Source organism: Pseudomonas sp. FBCC-B545 (assembly GCF_059134095.1).
In genome coordinates this window covers 4,181,630-4,200,286 of sequence record NZ_CP101441.1, presented here as the reverse complement: position 1 = coordinate 4,200,286, position 18,657 = coordinate 4,181,630, and the positions used below count along the sequence as shown (strand labels likewise).

The following is an 18,657-nucleotide window of genomic DNA, read 5'->3' as shown; positions in this document are numbered from 1 at the left end:
TGATAGAAAGATAGACTGAACGTTACTTTCACTGGTAACGGATCAGGCTAAGGTAAAATTTGTGAGTTCTCTTAATTGAGAAATTCGAATTTTCGGCGAATGTCGTCTTCACAGTATAACCAGATTGCTTGGGGTTATATGGTCAAGTGAAGAAGCGCATACGGTGGATGCCTTGGCAGTCAGAGGCGATGAAAGACGTGGTAGCCTGCGAAAAGCTTCGGGGAGTCGGCAAACAGACTTTGATCCGGAGATGTCTGAATGGGGGAACCCAGCCATCATAAGATGGTTATCTTGTACTGAATACATAGGTGCAAGAGGCGAACCAGGGGAACTGAAACATCTAAGTACCCTGAGGAAAAGAAATCAACCGAGATTCCCTTAGTAGTGGCGAGCGAACGGGGACTAGCCCTTAAGTGGCTTTGAGATTAGCGGAACGCTCTGGAAAGTGCGGCCATAGTGGGTGATAGCCCTGTACGCGAAAATCTCTTAGTCATGAAATCGAGTAGGACGGAGCACGAGAAACTTTGTCTGAATATGGGGGGACCATCCTCCAAGGCTAAATACTACTGACTGACCGATAGTGAACTAGTACCGTGAGGGAAAGGCGAAAAGAACCCCGGAGAGGGGAGTGAAATAGATCCTGAAACCGTATGCGTACAAGCAGTGGGAGCCCACTTTGTTGGGTGACTGCGTACCTTTTGTATAATGGGTCAGCGACTTATTTTCAGTGGCGAGCTTAACCGAATAGGGGAGGCGTAGCGAAAGCGAGTCTTAATAGGGCGTCTAGTCGCTGGGAATAGACCCGAAACCGGGCGATCTATCCATGGGCAGGTTGAAGGTTGGGTAACACTAACTGGAGGACCGAACCGACTACCGTTGAAAAGTTAGCGGATGACCTGTGGATCGGAGTGAAAGGCTAATCAAGCTCGGAGATAGCTGGTTCTCCTCGAAAGCTATTTAGGTAGCGCCTCATGTATCACTGTAGGGGGTAGAGCACTGTTTCGGCTAGGGGGTCATCCCGACTTACCAAACCGATGCAAACTCCGAATACCTACAAGTGCCGAGCATGGGAGACACACGGCGGGTGCTAACGTCCGTCGTGAAAAGGGAAACAACCCAGACCGTCAGCTAAGGTCCCAAAGTTATGGTTAAGTGGGAAACGATGTGGGAAGGCTTAGACAGCTAGGAGGTTGGCTTAGAAGCAGCCACCCTTTAAAGAAAGCGTAATAGCTCACTAGTCGAGTCGGCCTGCGCGGAAGATGTAACGGGGCTCAAACCATACACCGAAGCTACGGGTATCACGTAAGTGATGCGGTAGAGGAGCGTTCTGTAAGCCTGTGAAGGTGAGTTGAGAAGCTTGCTGGAGGTATCAGAAGTGCGAATGCTGACATGAGTAACGACAATGGGTGTGAAAAACACCCACGCCGAAAGACCAAGGTTTCCTGCGCAACGTTAATCGACGCAGGGTTAGTCGGTCCCTAAGGCGAGGCTGAAAAGCGTAGTCGATGGAAAACAGGTTAATATTCCTGTACTTCTGGTTATTGCGATGGAGGGACGGAGAAGGCTAGGCCAGCTTGGCGTTGGTTGTCCAAGTTTAAGGTGGTAGGCTGGAATCTTAGGTAAATCCGGGATTCTAAGGCCGAGAGCTGATGACGAGTTATCTTTTAGATGACGAAGTGGTTGATGCCATGCTTCCAAGAAAAGCTTCTAAGCTTCAGGTAACCAGGAACCGTACCCCAAACCGACACAGGTGGTTGGGTAGAGAATACCAAGGCGCTTGAGAGAACTCGGGTGAAGGAACTAGGCAAAATGGCACCGTAACTTCGGGAGAAGGTGCGCCGGTGAGGGTGAAGGACTTGCTCCGTAAGCTCATGCCGGTCGAAGATACCAGGCCGCTGCGACTGTTTATTAAAAACACAGCACTCTGCAAACACGAAAGTGGACGTATAGGGTGTGACGCCTGCCCGGTGCCGGAAGGTTAATTGATGGGGTTAGCTAACGCGAAGCTCTTGATCGAAGCCCCGGTAAACGGCGGCCGTAACTATAACGGTCCTAAGGTAGCGAAATTCCTTGTCGGGTAAGTTCCGACCTGCACGAATGGCGTAACGATGGCGGCGCTGTCTCCACCCGAGACTCAGTGAAATTGAAATCGCTGTGAAGATGCAGTGTATCCGCGGCTAGACGGAAAGACCCCGTGAACCTTTACTATAGCTTTGCACTGGACTTTGAATTTGCTTGTGTAGGATAGGTGGGAGGCTTTGAAGCGTGGACGCCAGTCTGCGTGGAGCCAACCTTGAAATACCACCCTGGCAACTTTGAGGTTCTAACTCAGGTCCGTTATCCGGATCGAGGACAGTGTATGGTGGGTAGTTTGACTGGGGCGGTCTCCTCCTAAAGAGTAACGGAGGAGTACGAAGGTGCGCTCAGACCGGTCGGAAATCGGTCGTAGAGTATAAAGGCAAAAGCGCGCTTGACTGCGAGACAGACACGTCGAGCAGGTACGAAAGTAGGTCTTAGTGATCCGGTGGTTCTGTATGGAAGGGCCATCGCTCAACGGATAAAAGGTACTCCGGGGATAACAGGCTGATACCGCCCAAGAGTTCATATCGACGGCGGTGTTTGGCACCTCGATGTCGGCTCATCACATCCTGGGGCTGAAGCCGGTCCCAAGGGTATGGCTGTTCGCCATTTAAAGTGGTACGCGAGCTGGGTTTAGAACGTCGTGAGACAGTTCGGTCCCTATCTGCCGTGGACGTTTGAGATTTGAGAGGGGCTGCTCCTAGTACGAGAGGACCGGAGTGGACGAACCTCTGGTGTTCCGGTTGTCACGCCAGTGGCATTGCCGGGTAGCTATGTTCGGAATAGATAACCGCTGAAAGCATCTAAGCGGGAAACTAGCCTCAAGATGAGATCTCACTGGGACCTTGAGTCCCCTGAAGGGCCGTCGAAGACTACGACGTTGATAGGTTGGGTGTGTAAGCGCTGTGAGGCGTTGAGCTAACCAATACTAATTGCCCGTGAGGCTTGACCATATAACACCCAAGCAATTTGACTACTCTAACGAGCATCAGATTGCGGTGTGTGAAGACGAAATGAACCGAAAGTTCGACGCTCACAAAACACCGACAACTGTCACATACCCAATTTGCTGAAGCGAGGCCAGCTGGTCACGACTCAGTACCCGAATTTCTTGACGACCATAGAGCATTGGAACCACCTGATCCCATCCCGAACTCAGTAGTGAAACGATGCATCGCCGATGGTAGTGTGGGGTTTCCCCATGTGAGAGTAGGTCATCGTCAAGATTAAATTCCGAAACCCCAATTGCGAAAGCAGTTGGGGTTTTGTTTTGGGCGCTCGGAAATGCCCTCAGTTCCTGGTCCTCCCCCCCATTAAATAACCTGCCGTTGAGGGAAATCGATGCAAAGTGTTTCTGCATTTTTGGTATGGTGCAGCACATTTTCACAAGGATTGATCTTTATCCGCAGGAGGCGGCGTCGACCTTTTTCAACGAGATGCTGTAGAAATGCCTGAACCGATACCTATCAAAGATCACGAAAAAGAAAACCGCCTGGTCAACAAGCGCTTGCTCGCCTGTGCGCTGTTGGTGATCGGCATCACCTGTGCCCTGGTAGGGCGCATGTATTTCCTGCAGGTGGTGCAGTACGACTATCACTCCACGATTTCCGAAAACAACCGGGTCCACGTACTGCCCATCACCCCGACTCGCGGCTTGATCTATGACCGCAATGGCGTAGTGCTGGCCGACAACCGTCCGAGTTACAACCTGACTATCACCCGCGAGCGCACCACCGATCTCAAGGGCGAGCTGGACGCAATCGTCAATCTGCTGCACCTGCCTGCCGAAGACCGTGCGGTGTTCGATAAGGCGCTCAAGCAGGCTCGTCACCCGTTTGTTCCCGTCACCTTGTTCTATGAGTTGACCGAAGAACAAATCGCCGTGTTGGCCGTCAACGAGTTCCGTCTACCTGGCGTGGACGTCGAGCCACAATTCGTTCGTCATTACCCACTGGGCGCGCACTTTGCGCATTCCATTGGTTACGTCGGTCGCATTAACGAAAAAGAATCCAAGGCCCTCGATTCCGTGGAATACCGCGGTACCCAGTCCATCGGCAAGACCGGGATCGAGCGTTTCTACGAGTCCGAACTGCACGGCCACGTCGGGTATGAAGAGGTCGAGACTAATGCCCAGGGACGCGTATTGCGGGTGCTCAAGCACACTGACCCGATCCCTGGTAAAAACATCGTCCTTAGCCTCGACGTCAAGCTACAGGAAGCCGCCGAAGAGGCCTTGGGCGACCGTCGCGGTTCAGTGGTGGCCCTGGATCCGCAAACCGGTGAAGTACTGGCGATGGTCAGCAAGCCGAGTTTCGACCCTAACCTGTTCGTCACTGGCATCAGCTTCAAAGAATACGCTGCGCTGCACGATTCCATCGACCGCCCACTGTTCAACCGCGTACTGCGCGGGCTCTATGCGCCGGGTTCCACCATCAAGCCGGAAGTGGCCATCGCCGGCCTCGACAGTGGCGTTGTCACCCCGCAAACCCGGGTGTTCGATCCCGGTTACTACCAGCTGCCGGACTTCGATCACAAATACCGCAACTGGAATCACAGCGGCGACGGCTGGGTGGACATGGACGCGGCCATCATGCGTTCCAACGACACTTACTTCTACGACCTGGCCCACAAGCTGGGCATCGACCGTCTACATGACTATCTCGCCGAGTTCGGCCTCGGTCAGAAAGTATCCCTGGACATGTTCGAAGAGTCTGCGGGCCTGATGCCTTCCCAGGCCTGGAAACGTGCGACCCGTCGCCAGCCATGGTTCCCGGGTGAAACCGTGATCCTCGGTATCGGCCAGGGCTACATGCAGGTGACGCCGCTGCAATTGGCCCAGGCCACCGCATTGATCGCCAACAAAGGTGTTTGGAACCGGCCACATCTGGCCAAGACCATCAATGGCATACCCCCCGTGGACGAAAACCCGATGCCCAACGTGGTCCTCAAGGATCCGCGTGATTGGGAGCAGGTCAACCACGGCATGCAATTGGTGATGCACGATCCACGCGGTATTGCCCGGGCCGCAGCGCAAGGTGCCCAATATCGCATCGCCGGCAAGAGTGGTACCGCCCAGGTAGTGGCGATCAAGCAGGGTGAGCGCTACAACCGCAACAAGACGTTGGAGCGCCATCGCGATAACGCCTTGTTCGTCGGCTTCGCGCCGGCCGAACATCCGAAAATCGTGATTTCAGTCATGATCGAAAACGGTGAGGCCGGCGGCCGTGTGGCCGGGCCCGTGGTGCGACAGATCATGGACGCTTGGCTGCTCGACCAGGAAGGTCATCTCAAACCGCAATATGCGACACCCGCCAAGGCGCCAGGCGACCCACGCGTCTGACTCAGGCCTTCCATTCGTCCCAGCGCTCAACGCCGTCATAGGCAAGCCAGGGTACCTCATGGGACGTCCAGATATGCGAGGTGGGCCGGGTGCCTGGGTCATCATCCAGCGTCGCCACCCGCACAATCACGTGAGGCTGATGGCCACGTTCGGCGATCAGATGTGAGCCGCAGCGTGAGCAGAAATGCCGGCGTTTGCCCGGTGAAGATTCAAAGGACGACAGCAGCTCTTCACCCTGCGTCCAGCGAAAATGCTCGCGCATCACCCCGGCCGTGGCGACAAACGCGGCCGCGTGCGCCTTGCGACAGCTTGTGCAGTGGCAGTGACTGATGGGCATGTCCAGGCTGTCCACCTGGTAGCGCACGGCTTTGCACAAGCAACTTCCATTCAATGGGTCAGTCATAACCTATGGCCAGGTCGAGGATGGGGCCATCATCATCGCGCACAACTGAAGGTTGCGCATTGATCGATGTCGCCTACTGTTCAATGGAGGAGGTGACTCATGCACGTATTAGATCGCATCGAACGAAAAGTCCTGCTCAACGCATCACGCAAGCAGGTTTGGGAGGCACTGACGCAGGCCGAGCAATTTGGTGATTGGTTCGGTATCGCGCTCAAGGGCAAAACCTTTGTTGCCGGGGAAACCCTCGAAGCGCCGATTACCTATCCAGGCTACGAACATGTGGTGTGGAAGGTCAGGATCGAACGCATCCTGCCGCAAACGCTGTTTTCTTTCTGGTGGCACCCTTACGCGGTAGAAGCGGGCGTCGACTACGACGAGGAAACACCGACCCTGGTGGAGTTCACCATTGAGGATCGTGCGCCGGGCATCTTGTTGCGGGTTGTTGAATCCGGTTTTGACAACGTGCCCGAGGCCCGGCGCCAGAAAGCCTTCAAGATGAACTCCCGTGGCTGGGATGAGCAGATGGGCAACATCGAAAACTACCTGAGCGAAACCCCACCGAAGTGATGGGATACAAGGGGGAGTTCAGCCCCCCATGTTTTCACGCGTTTAGAAATCAATCGTCGCCGACAACTTCGCCACTCGCGGATCACCCTGGCTCAGGAACCCACCCTGGGCCGATTCCCAGTACTTCTGGTTGGCGACGTTCTCCACCGTTGCGCCCACCGTCACCTCGCGCTCATCCAGTGTGAAGGTATAGCGCGCACCGACGTCGAAGCGGTTCCAGGCCGGCAGGCTCAGGTTGTTGGCTGCATCGGCGTACTGGCCGCCGGTGCGTAGCATGCGGCCGCTGAGGGTCACGCCTTGCAGGCCGGGTACATCCCAATCCACGCCGGCGTTGAGCTGGAATGAAGGCACGCCAATGGCACGGTTACCGTCATTGGCGCCGTTGAGGGTGCCCTTGAGTTCGGTCTTCATCAGCGTCACCCCGCCCAGCAAACGCAGGCCGCTGACCGGTTCGCCGAAGACGTTCAGCTCGACGCCCTTGTTGATCTGCTCGCCTTCACGCACGTAGCGCGCCGTGGTGGCGTCGATGGCCTCGGCATAACCTGCGCCGGGCTGCTCGATACGATAGACGCCCAGTGTCGCGCCATAGGTGCCCATGTCCACCTTGACGCCAGCTTCGATCTGCTTGGAGCGCGCGGGCGCATAGGCTTGCCCGCCACCGATGACCGTCAGTTCGCCTGATTTGAGCGGCGACGTCGGGCCCTGTGCCAGGCCTTCGATGCGGTTGGCATACAGCGACACATGCTCCCATGGCTTGAACACGATGCCGTACACCGGCGTGGTGATCGATTCGTCATAGTTGGCGGTGCGGCTGCCGCTCATGTAGTTGTAACTCTGTACCACCATCTGTTGGCGGCGGGCACCCAGGGTCACCAGCAGGCGGTCATCGAAGAAGCCGAGAGTGTCGGACACTGCTGCGCTGCGCACGAAAGTCTTGCCGGTGATAGTCGGGTCGCTGAAGTCGGTACCTGGGGTATTGCGTGGGCTGTTCAAGGCCGGTGGTGCGCCGGTCACAGGGTGATAGATATTGGTCGGTGTCTTGGCGCTGGCAAACACATAGGCGTTGCGCTCCTCGGTCCAGATACCAGCCAGGCCGAAGTTGAGCCGATGACTGACGGCCCCAGTCTGGAACTTGCCGTTCAGGCCGCCCATCGCGCTGGTGTTGTTTTCTTCGCGGGCGATGGTCGAACCGCTGGCGTTGGCATTACCGAAGTTATCGCTCAAGGTCACCGACGAGTAGCGCCCCATCTCACGGCTGTGCTTGGCACCCGCTGCTGCATAGGCGGTCCAGTTCTCGTTCAGGTCGTACTCGGCGCGCAGCATCCCCAAGGTATCTTCAAGGTTGGTACTGCTCCAGCTCGGCGCATAGTTGGTATCTGCCGAGGGCGCATCCGGCACGTGGGTGATCTTGCCGAGGAATACCGAGTTGCGTCCGCCGTTGATACGTTGCTTCTGATACACAAAATCACCGGACAGGCGCAACGCATCGCCGCGGTAGTCGAGGCCGACCGCAAACAGCTTCGAACGCTGGTTTTCATCGTCAATGCCGGTATCGCCTTCGCGCTGGGACAGGTTGACCCGTGCGCCAAACTGGTTGTCTTCACCGAAACGCTGGCCGATATCCAAGTGCTCGCCAATCCGCCCATCGCTGCTGATGTCGGTGCTGAACCGCCGCAGCGGTACATCATCGGCGCGCTTGGGTTGCAGGTTGACACCGCCGCCAATCCCCGAGCCAGTGGGGGTGACGCCATTGATAAAGGCGTTGGGGCCCTTGAACACTTCTACGCGCTCCAGGGCGTCGGTGGAGATGATCTGGCGCGGCAGGATGCCATACAAGCCGTTATAGGAAATGTCGTCGCCATTCAACGGCAGGCCACGGATCATGAAAGTCTGTGACTGGTTCGCATACCCCGAGGCCTGACGCACGGAAGAGTCATTGAGCAACACGTCGCCGACGGTTTCCGCCTGCTGGTCGCGAATCAGTTTCTCGGTGTAGGAGGACATGCTGAAGGGCACGTCCATGATGTCCTGGTTGCCCAGTACACCCAATTGGCCACCGCGTGCCACCTGGCCACCTGCAAACTCGGGTGGCAATGCGGTGGGCGCGGGCGCTTCGGCATTGATGCTGGTTGCGCCTAGCTCCAATGCGTTATCCGCACCCGCTGGCGGTGCCGCCTGTGCAGCAAAACTCAGGGAACAGCAAAGGGCGAGCAGGGTAGGGCGAAACGGCACAGTGGGAGCGTTACAGATGGGCATGATCGATCCTGACGGCGAACCGTCAACGGTGTGAGGAAGTGGACAACGACTTTGCGCTTCCTCACTGCGCGAATACGACTCCAGCGCAGATGATAGTAATTACTATTAACGATCTGCAACAAATTTATGAGATGACCGTCTGGATGCGCGTTAACCTGCCGCGTTTGCACGGATGCCGAGTAGAATCACGCCCTTAACGCGATTCCTGAGGTGCGGTACGGTGGATTTACAGCAGGGTTTTGTTTTGACCCGGCATTGGCGCGACACCCCGGCGGGCACGGAGGTCAGTTTCTGGCTGGCCACCGACCATGGGCCTCGCTGCATTCGCCTGCCCGCGCAGACCTCGGTGGTGTTCATCCCCGAGGCGCACCGCAAGCCGCTCGATTGGCTGCTCAAGGGCGAGCGCGATCTTGAGCTGCGCCCGTTGCAACTGTGCGACTTCCACCATCGCCCGGTCTTGGGCCTTTATGCCCGCCAGCACCGCCAGTTGATGGACATCGAAAAGCGCCTGCGCACTGCCGGGGTCGATGTCTACGAAGGTGACGTACGCCCACCCGAGCGTTACATGATGGAGCGCTTTATCACTGCCCCCGTGTGGTTCGGCGGCACGCCCGACGCGAACGGCGCCTTGCTCGACGCGCAGATGAAGCCCGCTCCTGACTACCGTCCGCAATTGAAGCTGGTGTCCCTGGACATCGAGACCACCGCCCAGGGCGATCTGTATTCCATTGCCCTCGAGGGTTGCGGCGAACGCCAGGTATACATGCTCGGCCCGCCGAACAAACCCGACGCGGTGGACTTCAGGCTCGACTATTGCGACACCCGTGCCCAACTGCTCGAGCGCCTCAACCAATGGCTGGCCACTTTCGATCCCGACGCGATCATCGGTTGGAATGTGGTGCAGTTCGACCTGCGCGTGCTCCACGAACATGCCCAGCGCCTGAACGTGCCCCTGCTGCTCGGGCGTGGCGGTGAAGCCATGACCTGGCGCGAACACGGCAGTCGCAACCATTACTTCGCCGCGGCGGCGGGACGGCTGATCATCGACGGCATCGAAGCCTTGCGTTCGGCCACCTGGAGCTTCGAATCCTTCAGCCTGGAAAACGTCGCGCAAACCCTGCTCGGCGAAGGCAAGGACATCTCCACGCCCTACCAGCGCATGGACGAAATCAACCGCATGTTCGCCGAGGACAAGCCGGCCCTGGCGCGCTACAACCTCAAGGATTGCGAACTGGTCACGCGGATTTTCGCGAAGACCGAGCTGCTCAAGTTCCTGCTGGAGCGGGCCAGTGTCACCGGATTGCCTGCTGACCGCAGCGGCGGTTCGGTCGCCGCATTCACCCACTTGTACATGCCGTTGATGCACCGCCAGGGCTTCGTCGCGCCGAACCTGGGTGACAAACCGCCCCAAGCCAGCCCAGGCGGGTTTGTCATGGACTCCCGTCCGGGCCTCTACGAGTCGGTGCTGGTGCTGGACTATAAAAGTCTCTATCCGTCGATCATCCGCAGCTTCCTGATCGACCCTGTGGGCTTGATCGAAGGCCTCAAGTATCCCGACGACAGTGAGTCGGTGGAAGGTTTTCGCGGCGCGCGTTTTTCCCGCACCCGTCATTGTTTGCCGTCGATCGTCACCCGCGTTTCCGAGGGCCGCGAAGTGGCTAAGCGCGAACATAACGCGCCGCTGTCCCAAGCCCTGAAGATCATCATGAACGCTTTCTATGGCGTGCTCGGCTCCAGCGGCTGTCGGTTCTTCGACACGCGGCTGGCGTCCTCGATCACCCTGCGTGGGCACCAGATCATGCGCCAGACCCGCGAGCTGGTGGAGGCCCAAGGTTACGAGGTGATCTACGGAGACACCGACTCCACCTTCGTCTGGCTTGGCAGCGCCCACGCCCCGGAGGACGCCAATCGCATCGGCCTGGCGCTGGTGCAACACGTCAACGATTGGTGGCGTACGCACCTGAGCAAGGAGTACGGCTTGCAGAGCGCCCTGGAGTTGCAATACGAAACCCATTTCAGTCGCTTCCTGATGCCGACCATCCGTGGCGCGGAGGAGGGCAGCAAAAAGCGCTACGCCGGTTTGGTCGTGCGCGACGATGGCAGCGAAGAAATGGTGTACAAGGGCCTGGAAACCGTGCGCAGCGACTGGTCGCCCCTGGCCCGGCAATTCCAGCAGGAACTCTACCAGCGCATCTTCCATCGCCAGCCCCATCAGGATTACATTCGCGACTACGTTCGGCGTACGTTGAGCGGCGAATTCGATGAGCTGCTGATCTACCGCAAGCGTCTGCGCCGGCCTTTGCACGACTACGAGCGCAACGTCCCGCCCCATGTACGAGCCGCGCGCCTGGCCGACGAGTACAACGACCGCCTGGGGCGCCCGCGCCAGTACCAGCGCGGTGGCTGGATCAGCTATGTGATCAGCGTCAACGGCCCGGAGCCGCTGGAAGTGCGGCAAGCGCCCATCGACTACGACCACTACGTCACCCGACAATTGCAGCCGGTGGCCGATGCGATCCTGCCGTTCGTGAATGACGATTTCGGCACCTTGGTGGGCGGGCAGATGGGCTTGTTCTAAACTTGATTCGGTATGGCCGCTAGCCAGGCCTGGCTAGTGCAAATCAAAATGCTGCGATGAGGAGCAAAGGCCCATGTACACACTCTACGGCACCGACGAATCCGGTTCCTGCATGATCGAAATTGCCCTGCAGCGTTGCGCGGTGCCGTGGCATCGCGTGGACGCCAGTTCCTGGCAGGAGGGCGAGGGCAGCGACGCGCTCGCGCGCATCAATCCGCTGAAACAGATCCCCACCCTGGTCACTCCCGACGGCCAGGTGCTGACCGAAAGCGCCGCTATCCTGATCCACCTGGGCCTGGAATATCCCGAAGCCGAGCTGCTGGCCGGCAATCGCACGCAGATCCTGCGCGGCCTGCTGTACATCGCCGCCAATTGCTATTCGGCAATCGGCATCATCGACTACCCACAACGCTGGCTGGGCAACGCGGATGAGGCGCTGCAAGCACAATTGATTGCGGGTACTCGGCGCTATTTGCACCAGGCGTGGGTGGTGTTCGCCGAGCAGTTTGCCGACCAGCTGTTCACGCCCACCGGTGTGCCGAATGCACTGGGGATCATGGCGGCGGCAGTGTCACGTTGGGATGAGGCGCGTGAGGAGCTCGCAAGACTGGCGCCGGGCTTTGCGCAGACCCTGGAACGAGTGGACGCCGACCCTGTTGTTGCGCCCGTTTTTGCCCGGCATTGGCCGCAGTGGAAGGTCTCGTAACCAGAAGAAACAATGGCCCTGGTCAGCCCCCAACCCTTGCGTAGCGGGCGTCCTGACCTACGCTTCTCATGGTGGTGTAGGAATCATCCTTGAATTTGGCTGTCGCAGACATGAAACTCAAGAACCCTGCATGGAATTCAAAGGAGGTGCGCATGCTCATCCGGTCGCTGACCCTGGCTACCTTGATGGCTTTTACGGGGCCGTTGCTGGCCGCTGATGATATCGATCCGCTCAAGCAGGACCTGGGCAAGGCCCGGCCGCTGGTGGTGGTGGAGCTGGATTCCGGCAACGACACCTTGGCGACTATCAGGAAACAGCTGGACGAACCTGCCACCAAGCAGTCCTTTGAAGAGCGCAACATGGTGTTCTACACCGTGAAGTTCGGCAGCATCGGCGCCGAAGGTGAGAAGTTCGCCAAGGAAGCCAAGGACAACAAGAAACTTACGCCACCGGAAACCAACGCACTGATCCGCGCCCTAAAGCTGGGGGCCGGCAGCGGCACCAAGGTGATCCTGATCGGCAAGGACGGAGAGAAGAAACTCGAGAAGACCGTGCCACCGGACACCCTCGACCTCAAGGAGTTTTTCAGCGCTATCGACCAGATGCCGATGGCCGAGAAAGAAGCGGCTGCGCCGACCGCGCCAGCTGCGCCAGAACCTGCACCTGGCAAGAACGCTCCCAAAACGGGTAAGGCAGCCAAGCAGGCTGCTCCTCAACAGCTGGATGACTGAGTCCGCGCAGGAGCTGGCTTACCAGGTCCTGCGCAGGCAGTTGCAGCGGTGGTTCTACTTCACGCTTTCCATGGTTTGAACCACCCAGCCAACCCCCCCAATACCAGTGCGCCCGTCAAGGTACTCAGGCCCAGTTGCCAGCCGTCATTGTGCAACGGGTGCAATATGACGGCTGCAAAGCCCAATAACACTGCACTCAGCCCCCATTGCAGCGGCCAGCCCAGTTGCCCAAGCAATTGCTGGCGTTGCATCAGCAGCAGATTGGTGACGACAACCCCGCCCAACGCCGCCAGTGCAATACCCGGCAGACCAAAAAAGTACGGCAACAGCAGCAGGAGTATGGCGTTGATCACACTGCCCAGCAGTTCGCACCGCAACGGTAGACGCGTGTCGCCGCCGGCATAGGCGTAGCGGGCAAGCATGGCGTTCCAGGCGCCGAACACCAATGGCGTCGCGAACCAGGCCAGCAGCGCCGGCAGTGGGCCGTCGGCGCTTTGGGCGGGCATCAGCAGATGAATCAGCACGGGGCTGGCGCCGATCAGGCCGAGGGCGGCGGGCAGGCTGAGCAGGGTTGTTGCATCAAGGCCCCGGCGCAGCAGAGCCAGGCGCTGCTGGCCTTGTTCGCCGCTCATCATGCCCAGCAGTACCTGGTTGAGGCTCATCAGGGCGATCAAGGGCAGATTGATCAGTTTGCGTGCCAGGTTGACCCAAGTGACGGCGCCTTCCCCCAGGTAACTGGCGATCAATCGCTCGAGCAATGCCAGGCCCTGGCTGGCGACATTGCTGGCCAGCAATGGCCCGATGCGCCCCAGCAATTCGCGGCCCGCCAGGGCGTCGCCAGCGACCTGCCACGGCCGCCAGCCGAAGGACCAGACCGGCACCAGCAATGGCAGGCACATCAATACGCTGCCGGCAAAAAAACTCATGGCCAGTTCGGTGCTGTCGCTTGCGCTGCCACGGATGAACAGGTACAGCACGGGGGGCAGGTTGAACAGTAACGAGCCCAGCCCTGGCAGGACAAAACGTTGGCGTGCCTGCAACGGAATACTGAACAAGGCATGCATCACCAGGCCCGGTGCACAGGCGGCCAGCCAGCGCAAGTTGGCGGCGGCTTCGGCGTGGGCCGCAGCGTCCAGGCCGGGACCGATCAGGCGTACCCACAGCGGCGCGCCCAGCGCCAGCACGGCAAACAGGCCCAGGCCTACGCCCAGCAGGCGTGGAGACAGGCTGGCCAGCCAGGCTTGCTGGCGTTGTGGGTCGCGTTGTTGATAAAGGGGCAGGGCTGCCGCTGCCAGCAAGCCGGCGGCCAGGGTCATGCGCAGCGCTTCGGGCAAAAACACCGCCACCAGAAACCCGTCGCTGCGACTACCGGCGCCCCAAGCCGCCACCAGCAGCCATTCGCGGGCAAAACCGGCCACCAGCCCGGCGAGAGTCGCCAGGGTCAGCCAGAGGGTGCTGCCGAACATCAGTGGAACAGGGTGAACAGGCCCTTGCCACCCACCTTATAGTTCAGATCATGGCAACGTTCACCCATGATTTTGGCGCCTGTACCGCCAATGATTTTGTAGGGGGCCACGGCTTTGGCCACCACGGTGTTGGCGCTTATCACCGAACCATGGCCCAGATGGGTGCCGAAACCGATCAGCGCACGGCTGCCGATCCACACGTAGTCGTCGATGTAGATTGACCCGGAAATCGACCAGAACTCCGGGGCCTGCAAATCATGACTGCCAGCGATGATCAGCACGTGAGAGGCAATCGCCACGTGGTTGCCGATCACCAGCCCGGCGCGTGCGTCCACCTGGCAATGCCAGCCGATCACCGAGTCGTCACCCACCACCAGATTGTGGATGCCCAGCACTTCGGTGTTACGCCATAGGCTTGAGCCCTTGCCGATCTTCGCGCCTCCCAGGCGCAGCCAGGCAATACGTACATGGTGGCTGGGGATTTTGTTGATCAAGATGTTGTAGGCCATGTCCCAGGCGTTGCGCCAGCGATCCTTGATAGTTGCCCAGTTTTTGCCGTAGCGCGGCAGTAGCTGGCACGGCAGGTCCTGTTTCAGACGGTGGAACAGGCGGCGGGCCACCGGGTGCTCAAGGGTGGGTTCCAGGTCGATGGAGCTGATCCAGAAACGCTTGTTCTCGCCTTCGCCGTCTTCAAACACCACGTCGTTGGCCAGGCACCAATCCAGCGCTTCTTCCAGGTCGGGCAGGCTTACGCCGAGTTCACCGGCCAGCATAGGGAGGCGGTCGCGCAAATCGGTAGAGTGAATTATCCGGTGCTTCATGGTTGGTCATCCTTTGGCGCAATAACAGGAACAGCGCTGGTAACGGTGGGGCGCAAGCGCACCTGTTGCAGGCTCATGCCCATCAATAGCCAGAACAGTGCGATCAGTACAAAGGTGAAGCTGAAGTAGTGGTCGAAAAGCCCCGTCAGCAGCGCTGCCAACACGCCACAAATGCATCCCAGCCACAGGGCATTGTCGGCGGTGACCTTGCGCACCTGGCCCAAGGGACGGACTTCCCGCCACCACAGCACCGTGACGGTGATAAACAACAACATTCCTGGAATGCCGACCTTGTAGATGAAGTTCAGCCACAGGTTAGAGATCCCCAACAGGTTGCTGCCGGGTACGGGCGGGTCGATCTTGAAGCCGATCCCCAGGGGGAATTTCGACATGGCGTCGGGGAACCTGGCGTATTCGTCGAAGCGGATTTCGGTACTGGCGTTGGTGGTCGAGAAGATGGTCATCAAGCGGTCCTGCAGCGGCGGGTAGAACATCACCAGCGCGATGCCAAACGCCAACCCGATACCGATAATGCGCCCACTGTTAGGCACGCGCTTGTAGGTCAGCCAGATCAAGACCAGCGCCAGAGCCACGATGGCGCCACGGGAAATGCTCAGCAGCAGGCCGGCGCAACCGAGCACCGCCACCGCCAGGCCCAGCGCCCGACGCCAGCCGCTGCGGGTCCAGCCATAGAACAGCGCCAGGGGAATAAACAGCACCAGCACGCCGCCGGTCAGGTTGGGGTGCACCCAGGGCGAGGCCATGCGCGTGTAGTTGGCGGAGAAAATATCCTTCACCGCTTCCGGGTGGGCATACTTGAGGTCGGTGAGGATATCGATCATCGACATCGCGTTGCGTGTCTTCAGAAACATGAAAATCGACAGCAACAGCATCGCCAGGTTACCCAGCAGCAGGGCGACCACGACCTTGTCGCGGTCGGCGTCGGTGCGTAGCAGCAACGGCACGATAAACAGCAGCGACAGGTTCATCAGCCAGCGCATCCAGTTCACCGGTCCATTGCCTTCGGCATGGATGATGACCATGCCCCAGATAAACGGAATGGTGCTGAACAGCATCAGCCACATCAGCGCGCGCTCGGTCGGACGCCACAGTATCAAGCCACGGGTCTTGCCGATAAACGACTGCCAGAACACCCCGACCCAGGTCAGCCCCAGCACCGCTTCACTCACGGTGGTGCGGATTCCCAGTTCCAAAGTGGTGTAGGGAATGCTGGTGGCCAACACGGCGAAAATCAGCAAGCCCCACAGGGGGAAGCGGATCAGGGTCAAGGCCACGCCCATGCCGGCCACGACCAGCAGGACCTTTATCGGCGAAAGGGCCAACAGCAAGCCGCCGAAGACCAGGCCCAGGAGCAGACTAACGAATTTTCCTGGCAGCATTAGCGGTCCAATTCCTTGAGCAAAGTGTCCAGACGCGAGCGATAGGCGGGCTCGGCAAATTGCCGGGCCCAGTCGATTTGCGGTTGCGGGTCTACCGTTGCGTCTGGGGCGGCCAGTTGTCGCATGACGTCTTGCAGTTGCCCGGCATCGTGGGGGTCGAAGCGCGGAGCGCTGGGCGGCGCGACTTCGTCGAGGGCGGAGCCGCGTGCTACCGCCACCTGCGTGCCGACACTCAAGGCTTCCACCACCGGCAGGCCAAAGCCCTCGGCATAGGAAGGCTGCCATAGGCAGGCGGCATGCCGGTAAAGTGCTTGCAGTTGGCCGTCCGATAAATCGCTGCACCAATGCAGGCCCGGCAGTTCGCCAAGGTCTGCCGGTACATCGCTGGCATGGCCCACCAGCACCATGTCCGGTACATCAGGGTTCGCCGTACGACAGGCCTGCCATTGGCGCAGGAAAAACACCATGTTCTTGCGCGGTTCCCGGGTGCCCACCACCAACCAGTAACGCGCCGGCAGGCTTGCCGGCAGCGGCTCTGGCGCTGCATTCAATTCGGGTACCAGGTTGCTCAGCACCCGGAATTTCGCCCGGGCCCAAGGGAACACGCGGGCGGCTTCGTTGCAGGAAAACTGCGAAGGGCACCACACCCGGTCAGCCTGCCACACCGACCAGGCAATCGACGCGCCGTCAATCAAGCGATAGGCCAGGGCCTTGAGCCTGGAGCGATGAAAGTTACGGTGGGTCAGCTGAAACAGGTCATGCAGCACCAGCACATAGCGGGTGCCCGCGGGTTTGCGGCATAGCGGCAAGCCCATATTGGCGGTGGCGATGTAAAGGTCGATCTGCTGCGCGTGCAAGGCCTTGGGCAAAAACCTGCGCTCGAAACCCAGGCGCACTTGTGGGCGCTGCAGGCCGTCCAGCGGGCTGGCCCAGGCCGGGCAAATGGCGGTCTGGCGCTGCGGGTGGTCCAGGGGGGCTTCGCTGAACAGCAGCACCTCGGTATCGGCTCGCGCGCGCAGGGCGTGCTCCAGGGCCAGGACCTGGCGAGCGATGCCAGACGACGGCGCAACCGTGGCGGGGCGATAGTCCAGGGCTACGCGCATGGCTGCGGCTCCTTGGCGGTGAGCAAGGTGCGGTAGATGTGCTCCAGTTCGTTACCAGCCACCGCCCAATCGTGATAGTGACGTGCGTAGTCGCGTGCCGCATCGGCCAGTTGCCGAGCCAGAGACGGTTCATCCAGCAAGCGCACGACGGCGTCGGCCAAGGCCTCGGCGCTTTCGCCCGCCAGGTAATGGTCCTGTGGCTTTACTGCAAGGCCGGAGACGCCCTGGGCAGTGCTGACCAGCGGCAAGCCGGCGGCCATCGCCTCCAGCACCTTGAGCTTGGAGCCGCCGCCGTGGCGCAACGCGGCGACAAACCCGGCACAGCGGCGTTGCAAGGCGCACAGGTCGGGAACGAATCCCAGCCACTCGATACGCTCATCCGGCCAGCGGTTGCGCCAGTGTTCGGGCAAGCCGTAACCTGCCACCGCCAGGCGCGCATTCGGGCACTGCCGCCAGACCCTGGGGAAAATTTCCTCGAGCAGCCACTGCACGGCGTCCAGGTTCGGTGCGTATTCGTAGTTGCCGACAAACAACAGGCGCTGGCTTTGCGCGTCGGCATTGACCTCGGCGAAGGCGCGGCTGTCGACCCCATTGACCACCACGCTCACCGGCGTCGAGGACAACGGCCGCATGGCCTGGGCGTCCGCCTCGGTCACCGCGATCACATGGGCGGCGGCATCGAACGCCTTGCGCTCCCACTGTCGGCAGCGCCATTGGTCGTACTGCACGAACGGCGCGGCCCACTTGGGGAAGCGGTCGTAAGTGGCGCCGCCGAGGCTTGATTCCAGGTTGTGCTCGGTCAGCACAAACGCGCGCCGACGCTGCTGCAAGGTACGCATGAAGGGCTGCAGGCTGTAGCTGTGTTCCATCTGAATCACGTCCCAGTGTTCGTTCAACAGTTGTGCAAATTGCGCCTGCAACGGTGCGGACAGGCCGTTGACCGTGGTCAACAGCGGCCACGGCGCGAACACGCCAGCGAGCAGGGTCAGCGGGTGTTTCAGTGGCCGGCGCGGCACCACGATCAAGCGCTCGAGCAACGGCTCAAGGGCTGCGTGCGCCGCGTCATCGGCCGGCGTTTTCGATTGCGCCAGCAGCGTGATGCGGTGCCCGCGCTCACTCAAGGTGCGCAGCAAATGGTACTGCCGGGTCTTGCCGCCGCTGGTGGTCGGCCACGGCAGGTAGGGCACAATCCATAGGATTCTCATGT

12 protein-coding genes and 2 rRNA genes are annotated in these 18,657 nt (G+C 59.7%); 7 read left to right on the top strand and 7 right to left on the bottom strand.

Annotated elements, in window-relative coordinates:
* Positions 1 to 140 precede the first annotated feature (140 nt).
* The 3 genes from NMB39_RS19350 to mrdA all read left to right on the top strand — a co-directional run bounded on the left by NMB39_RS19350 (position 141) and on the right by mrdA (position 5,419).
* Positions 141 to 3,032: ribosomal RNA gene (locus NMB39_RS19350) — 23S ribosomal RNA — on the top strand.
* Between the two features lie 157 nt (positions 3,033 to 3,189).
* Positions 3,190 to 3,305, top strand: a 5S ribosomal RNA gene (gene rrf, locus NMB39_RS19345).
* A 221-nt stretch (positions 3,306 to 3,526) separates the two neighbouring features.
* The gene (gene mrdA / locus NMB39_RS19340; protein WP_198719884.1) at positions 3,527 to 5,419 is read left to right on the top strand and encodes a penicillin-binding protein 2; all 1,893 of its coding nucleotides are present in this window, start codon (positions 3,527 to 3,529) and stop codon (positions 5,417 to 5,419) included.
* 1 nt (position 5,420) lies between these two features.
* On the opposite strand, the gene NMB39_RS19335 is transcribed toward mrdA, so the two are convergent.
* Positions 5,421 to 5,822 (bottom strand): GFA family protein, encoded by a 402-nt coding sequence (locus NMB39_RS19335; protein WP_494340210.1) that lies wholly within the window; start codon positions 5,820 to 5,822, stop codon positions 5,421 to 5,423.
* Between the two features lie 99 nt (positions 5,823 to 5,921).
* Between NMB39_RS19335 and NMB39_RS19330 the strand changes: the two genes are divergently transcribed.
* On the top strand, positions 5,922 to 6,389 hold the full coding sequence (locus NMB39_RS19330; RefSeq protein ID WP_306957545.1) for an SRPBCC family protein: 468 nt from the start codon (positions 5,922 to 5,924) through the stop codon (positions 6,387 to 6,389).
* Between the two features lie 42 nt (positions 6,390 to 6,431).
* Here NMB39_RS19330 and NMB39_RS19325 read toward each other — a convergent pair whose 3' ends face one another.
* Positions 6,432 to 8,645: a TonB-dependent receptor gene (locus NMB39_RS19325; RefSeq protein ID WP_057024251.1), complete on the bottom strand. Its 2,214-nt coding sequence runs from the start codon at positions 8,643 to 8,645 to the stop codon at positions 6,432 to 6,434.
* 220 nt (positions 8,646 to 8,865) lie between these two features.
* Between NMB39_RS19325 and NMB39_RS19320 the strand changes: the two genes are divergently transcribed.
* From NMB39_RS19320 to NMB39_RS19310, 3 genes are all read left to right on the top strand, one after another.
* Entirely contained in the window at positions 8,866 to 11,223 is a 2,358-nt protein-coding gene (locus NMB39_RS19320; protein ID WP_494340211.1) for a DNA polymerase II, read from the top strand.
* 73 nt (positions 11,224 to 11,296) lie between these two features.
* A complete protein-coding gene (locus NMB39_RS19315; RefSeq protein ID WP_046069002.1) occupies positions 11,297 to 11,929 on the top strand; it encodes a glutathione S-transferase N-terminal domain-containing protein in 633 nt (210 codons plus the stop codon).
* A 152-nt stretch (positions 11,930 to 12,081) separates the two neighbouring features.
* Positions 12,082 to 12,660: a DUF4174 domain-containing protein gene (locus NMB39_RS19310; protein WP_046069001.1), complete on the top strand. Its 579-nt coding sequence runs from the start codon at positions 12,082 to 12,084 to the stop codon at positions 12,658 to 12,660.
* A gap of 59 nt (positions 12,661 to 12,719) precedes the next feature.
* On the opposite strand, the gene NMB39_RS19305 is transcribed toward NMB39_RS19310, so the two are convergent.
* From NMB39_RS19305 to NMB39_RS19285, 5 genes are read right to left on the bottom strand one after another with little or no spacing between them, the layout of a single operon-like run.
* Positions 12,720 to 14,126: a lipid II flippase MurJ gene (locus NMB39_RS19305; protein ID WP_494340212.1), complete on the bottom strand. Its 1,407-nt coding sequence runs from the start codon at positions 14,124 to 14,126 to the stop codon at positions 12,720 to 12,722.
* Entirely contained in the window at positions 14,126 to 14,947 is an 822-nt protein-coding gene (locus NMB39_RS19300) for an acyltransferase (RefSeq protein ID WP_494340213.1), read from the bottom strand. Before NMB39_RS19300 ends, NMB39_RS19305 begins: the two co-directional genes overlap by 1 nt.
* A complete protein-coding gene (locus tag NMB39_RS19295; RefSeq protein ID WP_494340214.1) occupies positions 14,944 to 16,347 on the bottom strand; it encodes an O-antigen ligase family protein in 1,404 nt (467 codons plus the stop codon). Before NMB39_RS19295 ends, NMB39_RS19300 begins: the two co-directional genes overlap by 4 nt.
* On the bottom strand, positions 16,347 to 17,450 hold the full coding sequence (locus NMB39_RS19290) for a glycosyltransferase family 4 protein (protein WP_494340215.1): 1,104 nt from the start codon (positions 17,448 to 17,450) through the stop codon (positions 16,347 to 16,349). The genes NMB39_RS19295 and NMB39_RS19290 overlap by 1 nt, the downstream gene beginning before the upstream one ends.
* Entirely contained in the window at positions 17,441 to 18,655 is a 1,215-nt protein-coding gene (locus tag NMB39_RS19285) for a glycosyltransferase family 4 protein (protein ID WP_057024245.1), read from the bottom strand. Before NMB39_RS19285 ends, NMB39_RS19290 begins: the two co-directional genes overlap by 10 nt.
* Positions 18,656 to 18,657: the final 2 nt, after the last annotated feature.

Excerpts from the sequence above, each read along its gene's own strand:
- NMB39_RS19285 (WP_057024245.1), bottom strand. The coding sequence starts at position 18,655 with ATGAGAATCCTATGGATTGTGCCCTACCTGCCGTGGCCGACCACCAGC.
- NMB39_RS19305 (WP_494340212.1), bottom strand. The coding sequence starts at position 14,126 with ATGTTCGGCAGCACCCTCTGGCTGACCCTGGCGACTCTCGCCGGGCTG.
- NMB39_RS19325 (WP_057024251.1), bottom strand. The coding sequence starts at position 8,645 with ATGCCCATCTGTAACGCTCCCACTGTGCCGTTTCGCCCTACCCTGCTC.
- NMB39_RS19295 (WP_494340214.1), bottom strand. The coding sequence starts at position 16,347 with ATGCTGCCAGGAAAATTCGTTAGTCTGCTCCTGGGCCTGGTCTTCGGC.
- mrdA (WP_198719884.1), top strand. The coding sequence starts at position 3,527 with ATGCCTGAACCGATACCTATCAAAGATCACGAAAAAGAAAACCGCCTG.
- NMB39_RS19290 (WP_494340215.1), bottom strand. The coding sequence starts at position 17,450 with ATGCGCGTAGCCCTGGACTATCGCCCCGCCACGGTTGCGCCGTCGTCT.
- NMB39_RS19310 (WP_046069001.1), top strand. The coding sequence starts at position 12,082 with ATGCTCATCCGGTCGCTGACCCTGGCTACCTTGATGGCTTTTACGGGG.
- NMB39_RS19315 (WP_046069002.1), top strand. The coding sequence starts at position 11,297 with ATGTACACACTCTACGGCACCGACGAATCCGGTTCCTGCATGATCGAA.
- NMB39_RS19300 (WP_494340213.1), bottom strand. The coding sequence starts at position 14,947 with ATGAAGCACCGGATAATTCACTCTACCGATTTGCGCGACCGCCTCCCT.
- NMB39_RS19330 (WP_306957545.1), top strand. The coding sequence starts at position 5,922 with ATGCACGTATTAGATCGCATCGAACGAAAAGTCCTGCTCAACGCATCA.
- NMB39_RS19335 (WP_494340210.1), bottom strand. The coding sequence starts at position 5,822 with ATGACTGACCCATTGAATGGAAGTTGCTTGTGCAAAGCCGTGCGCTAC.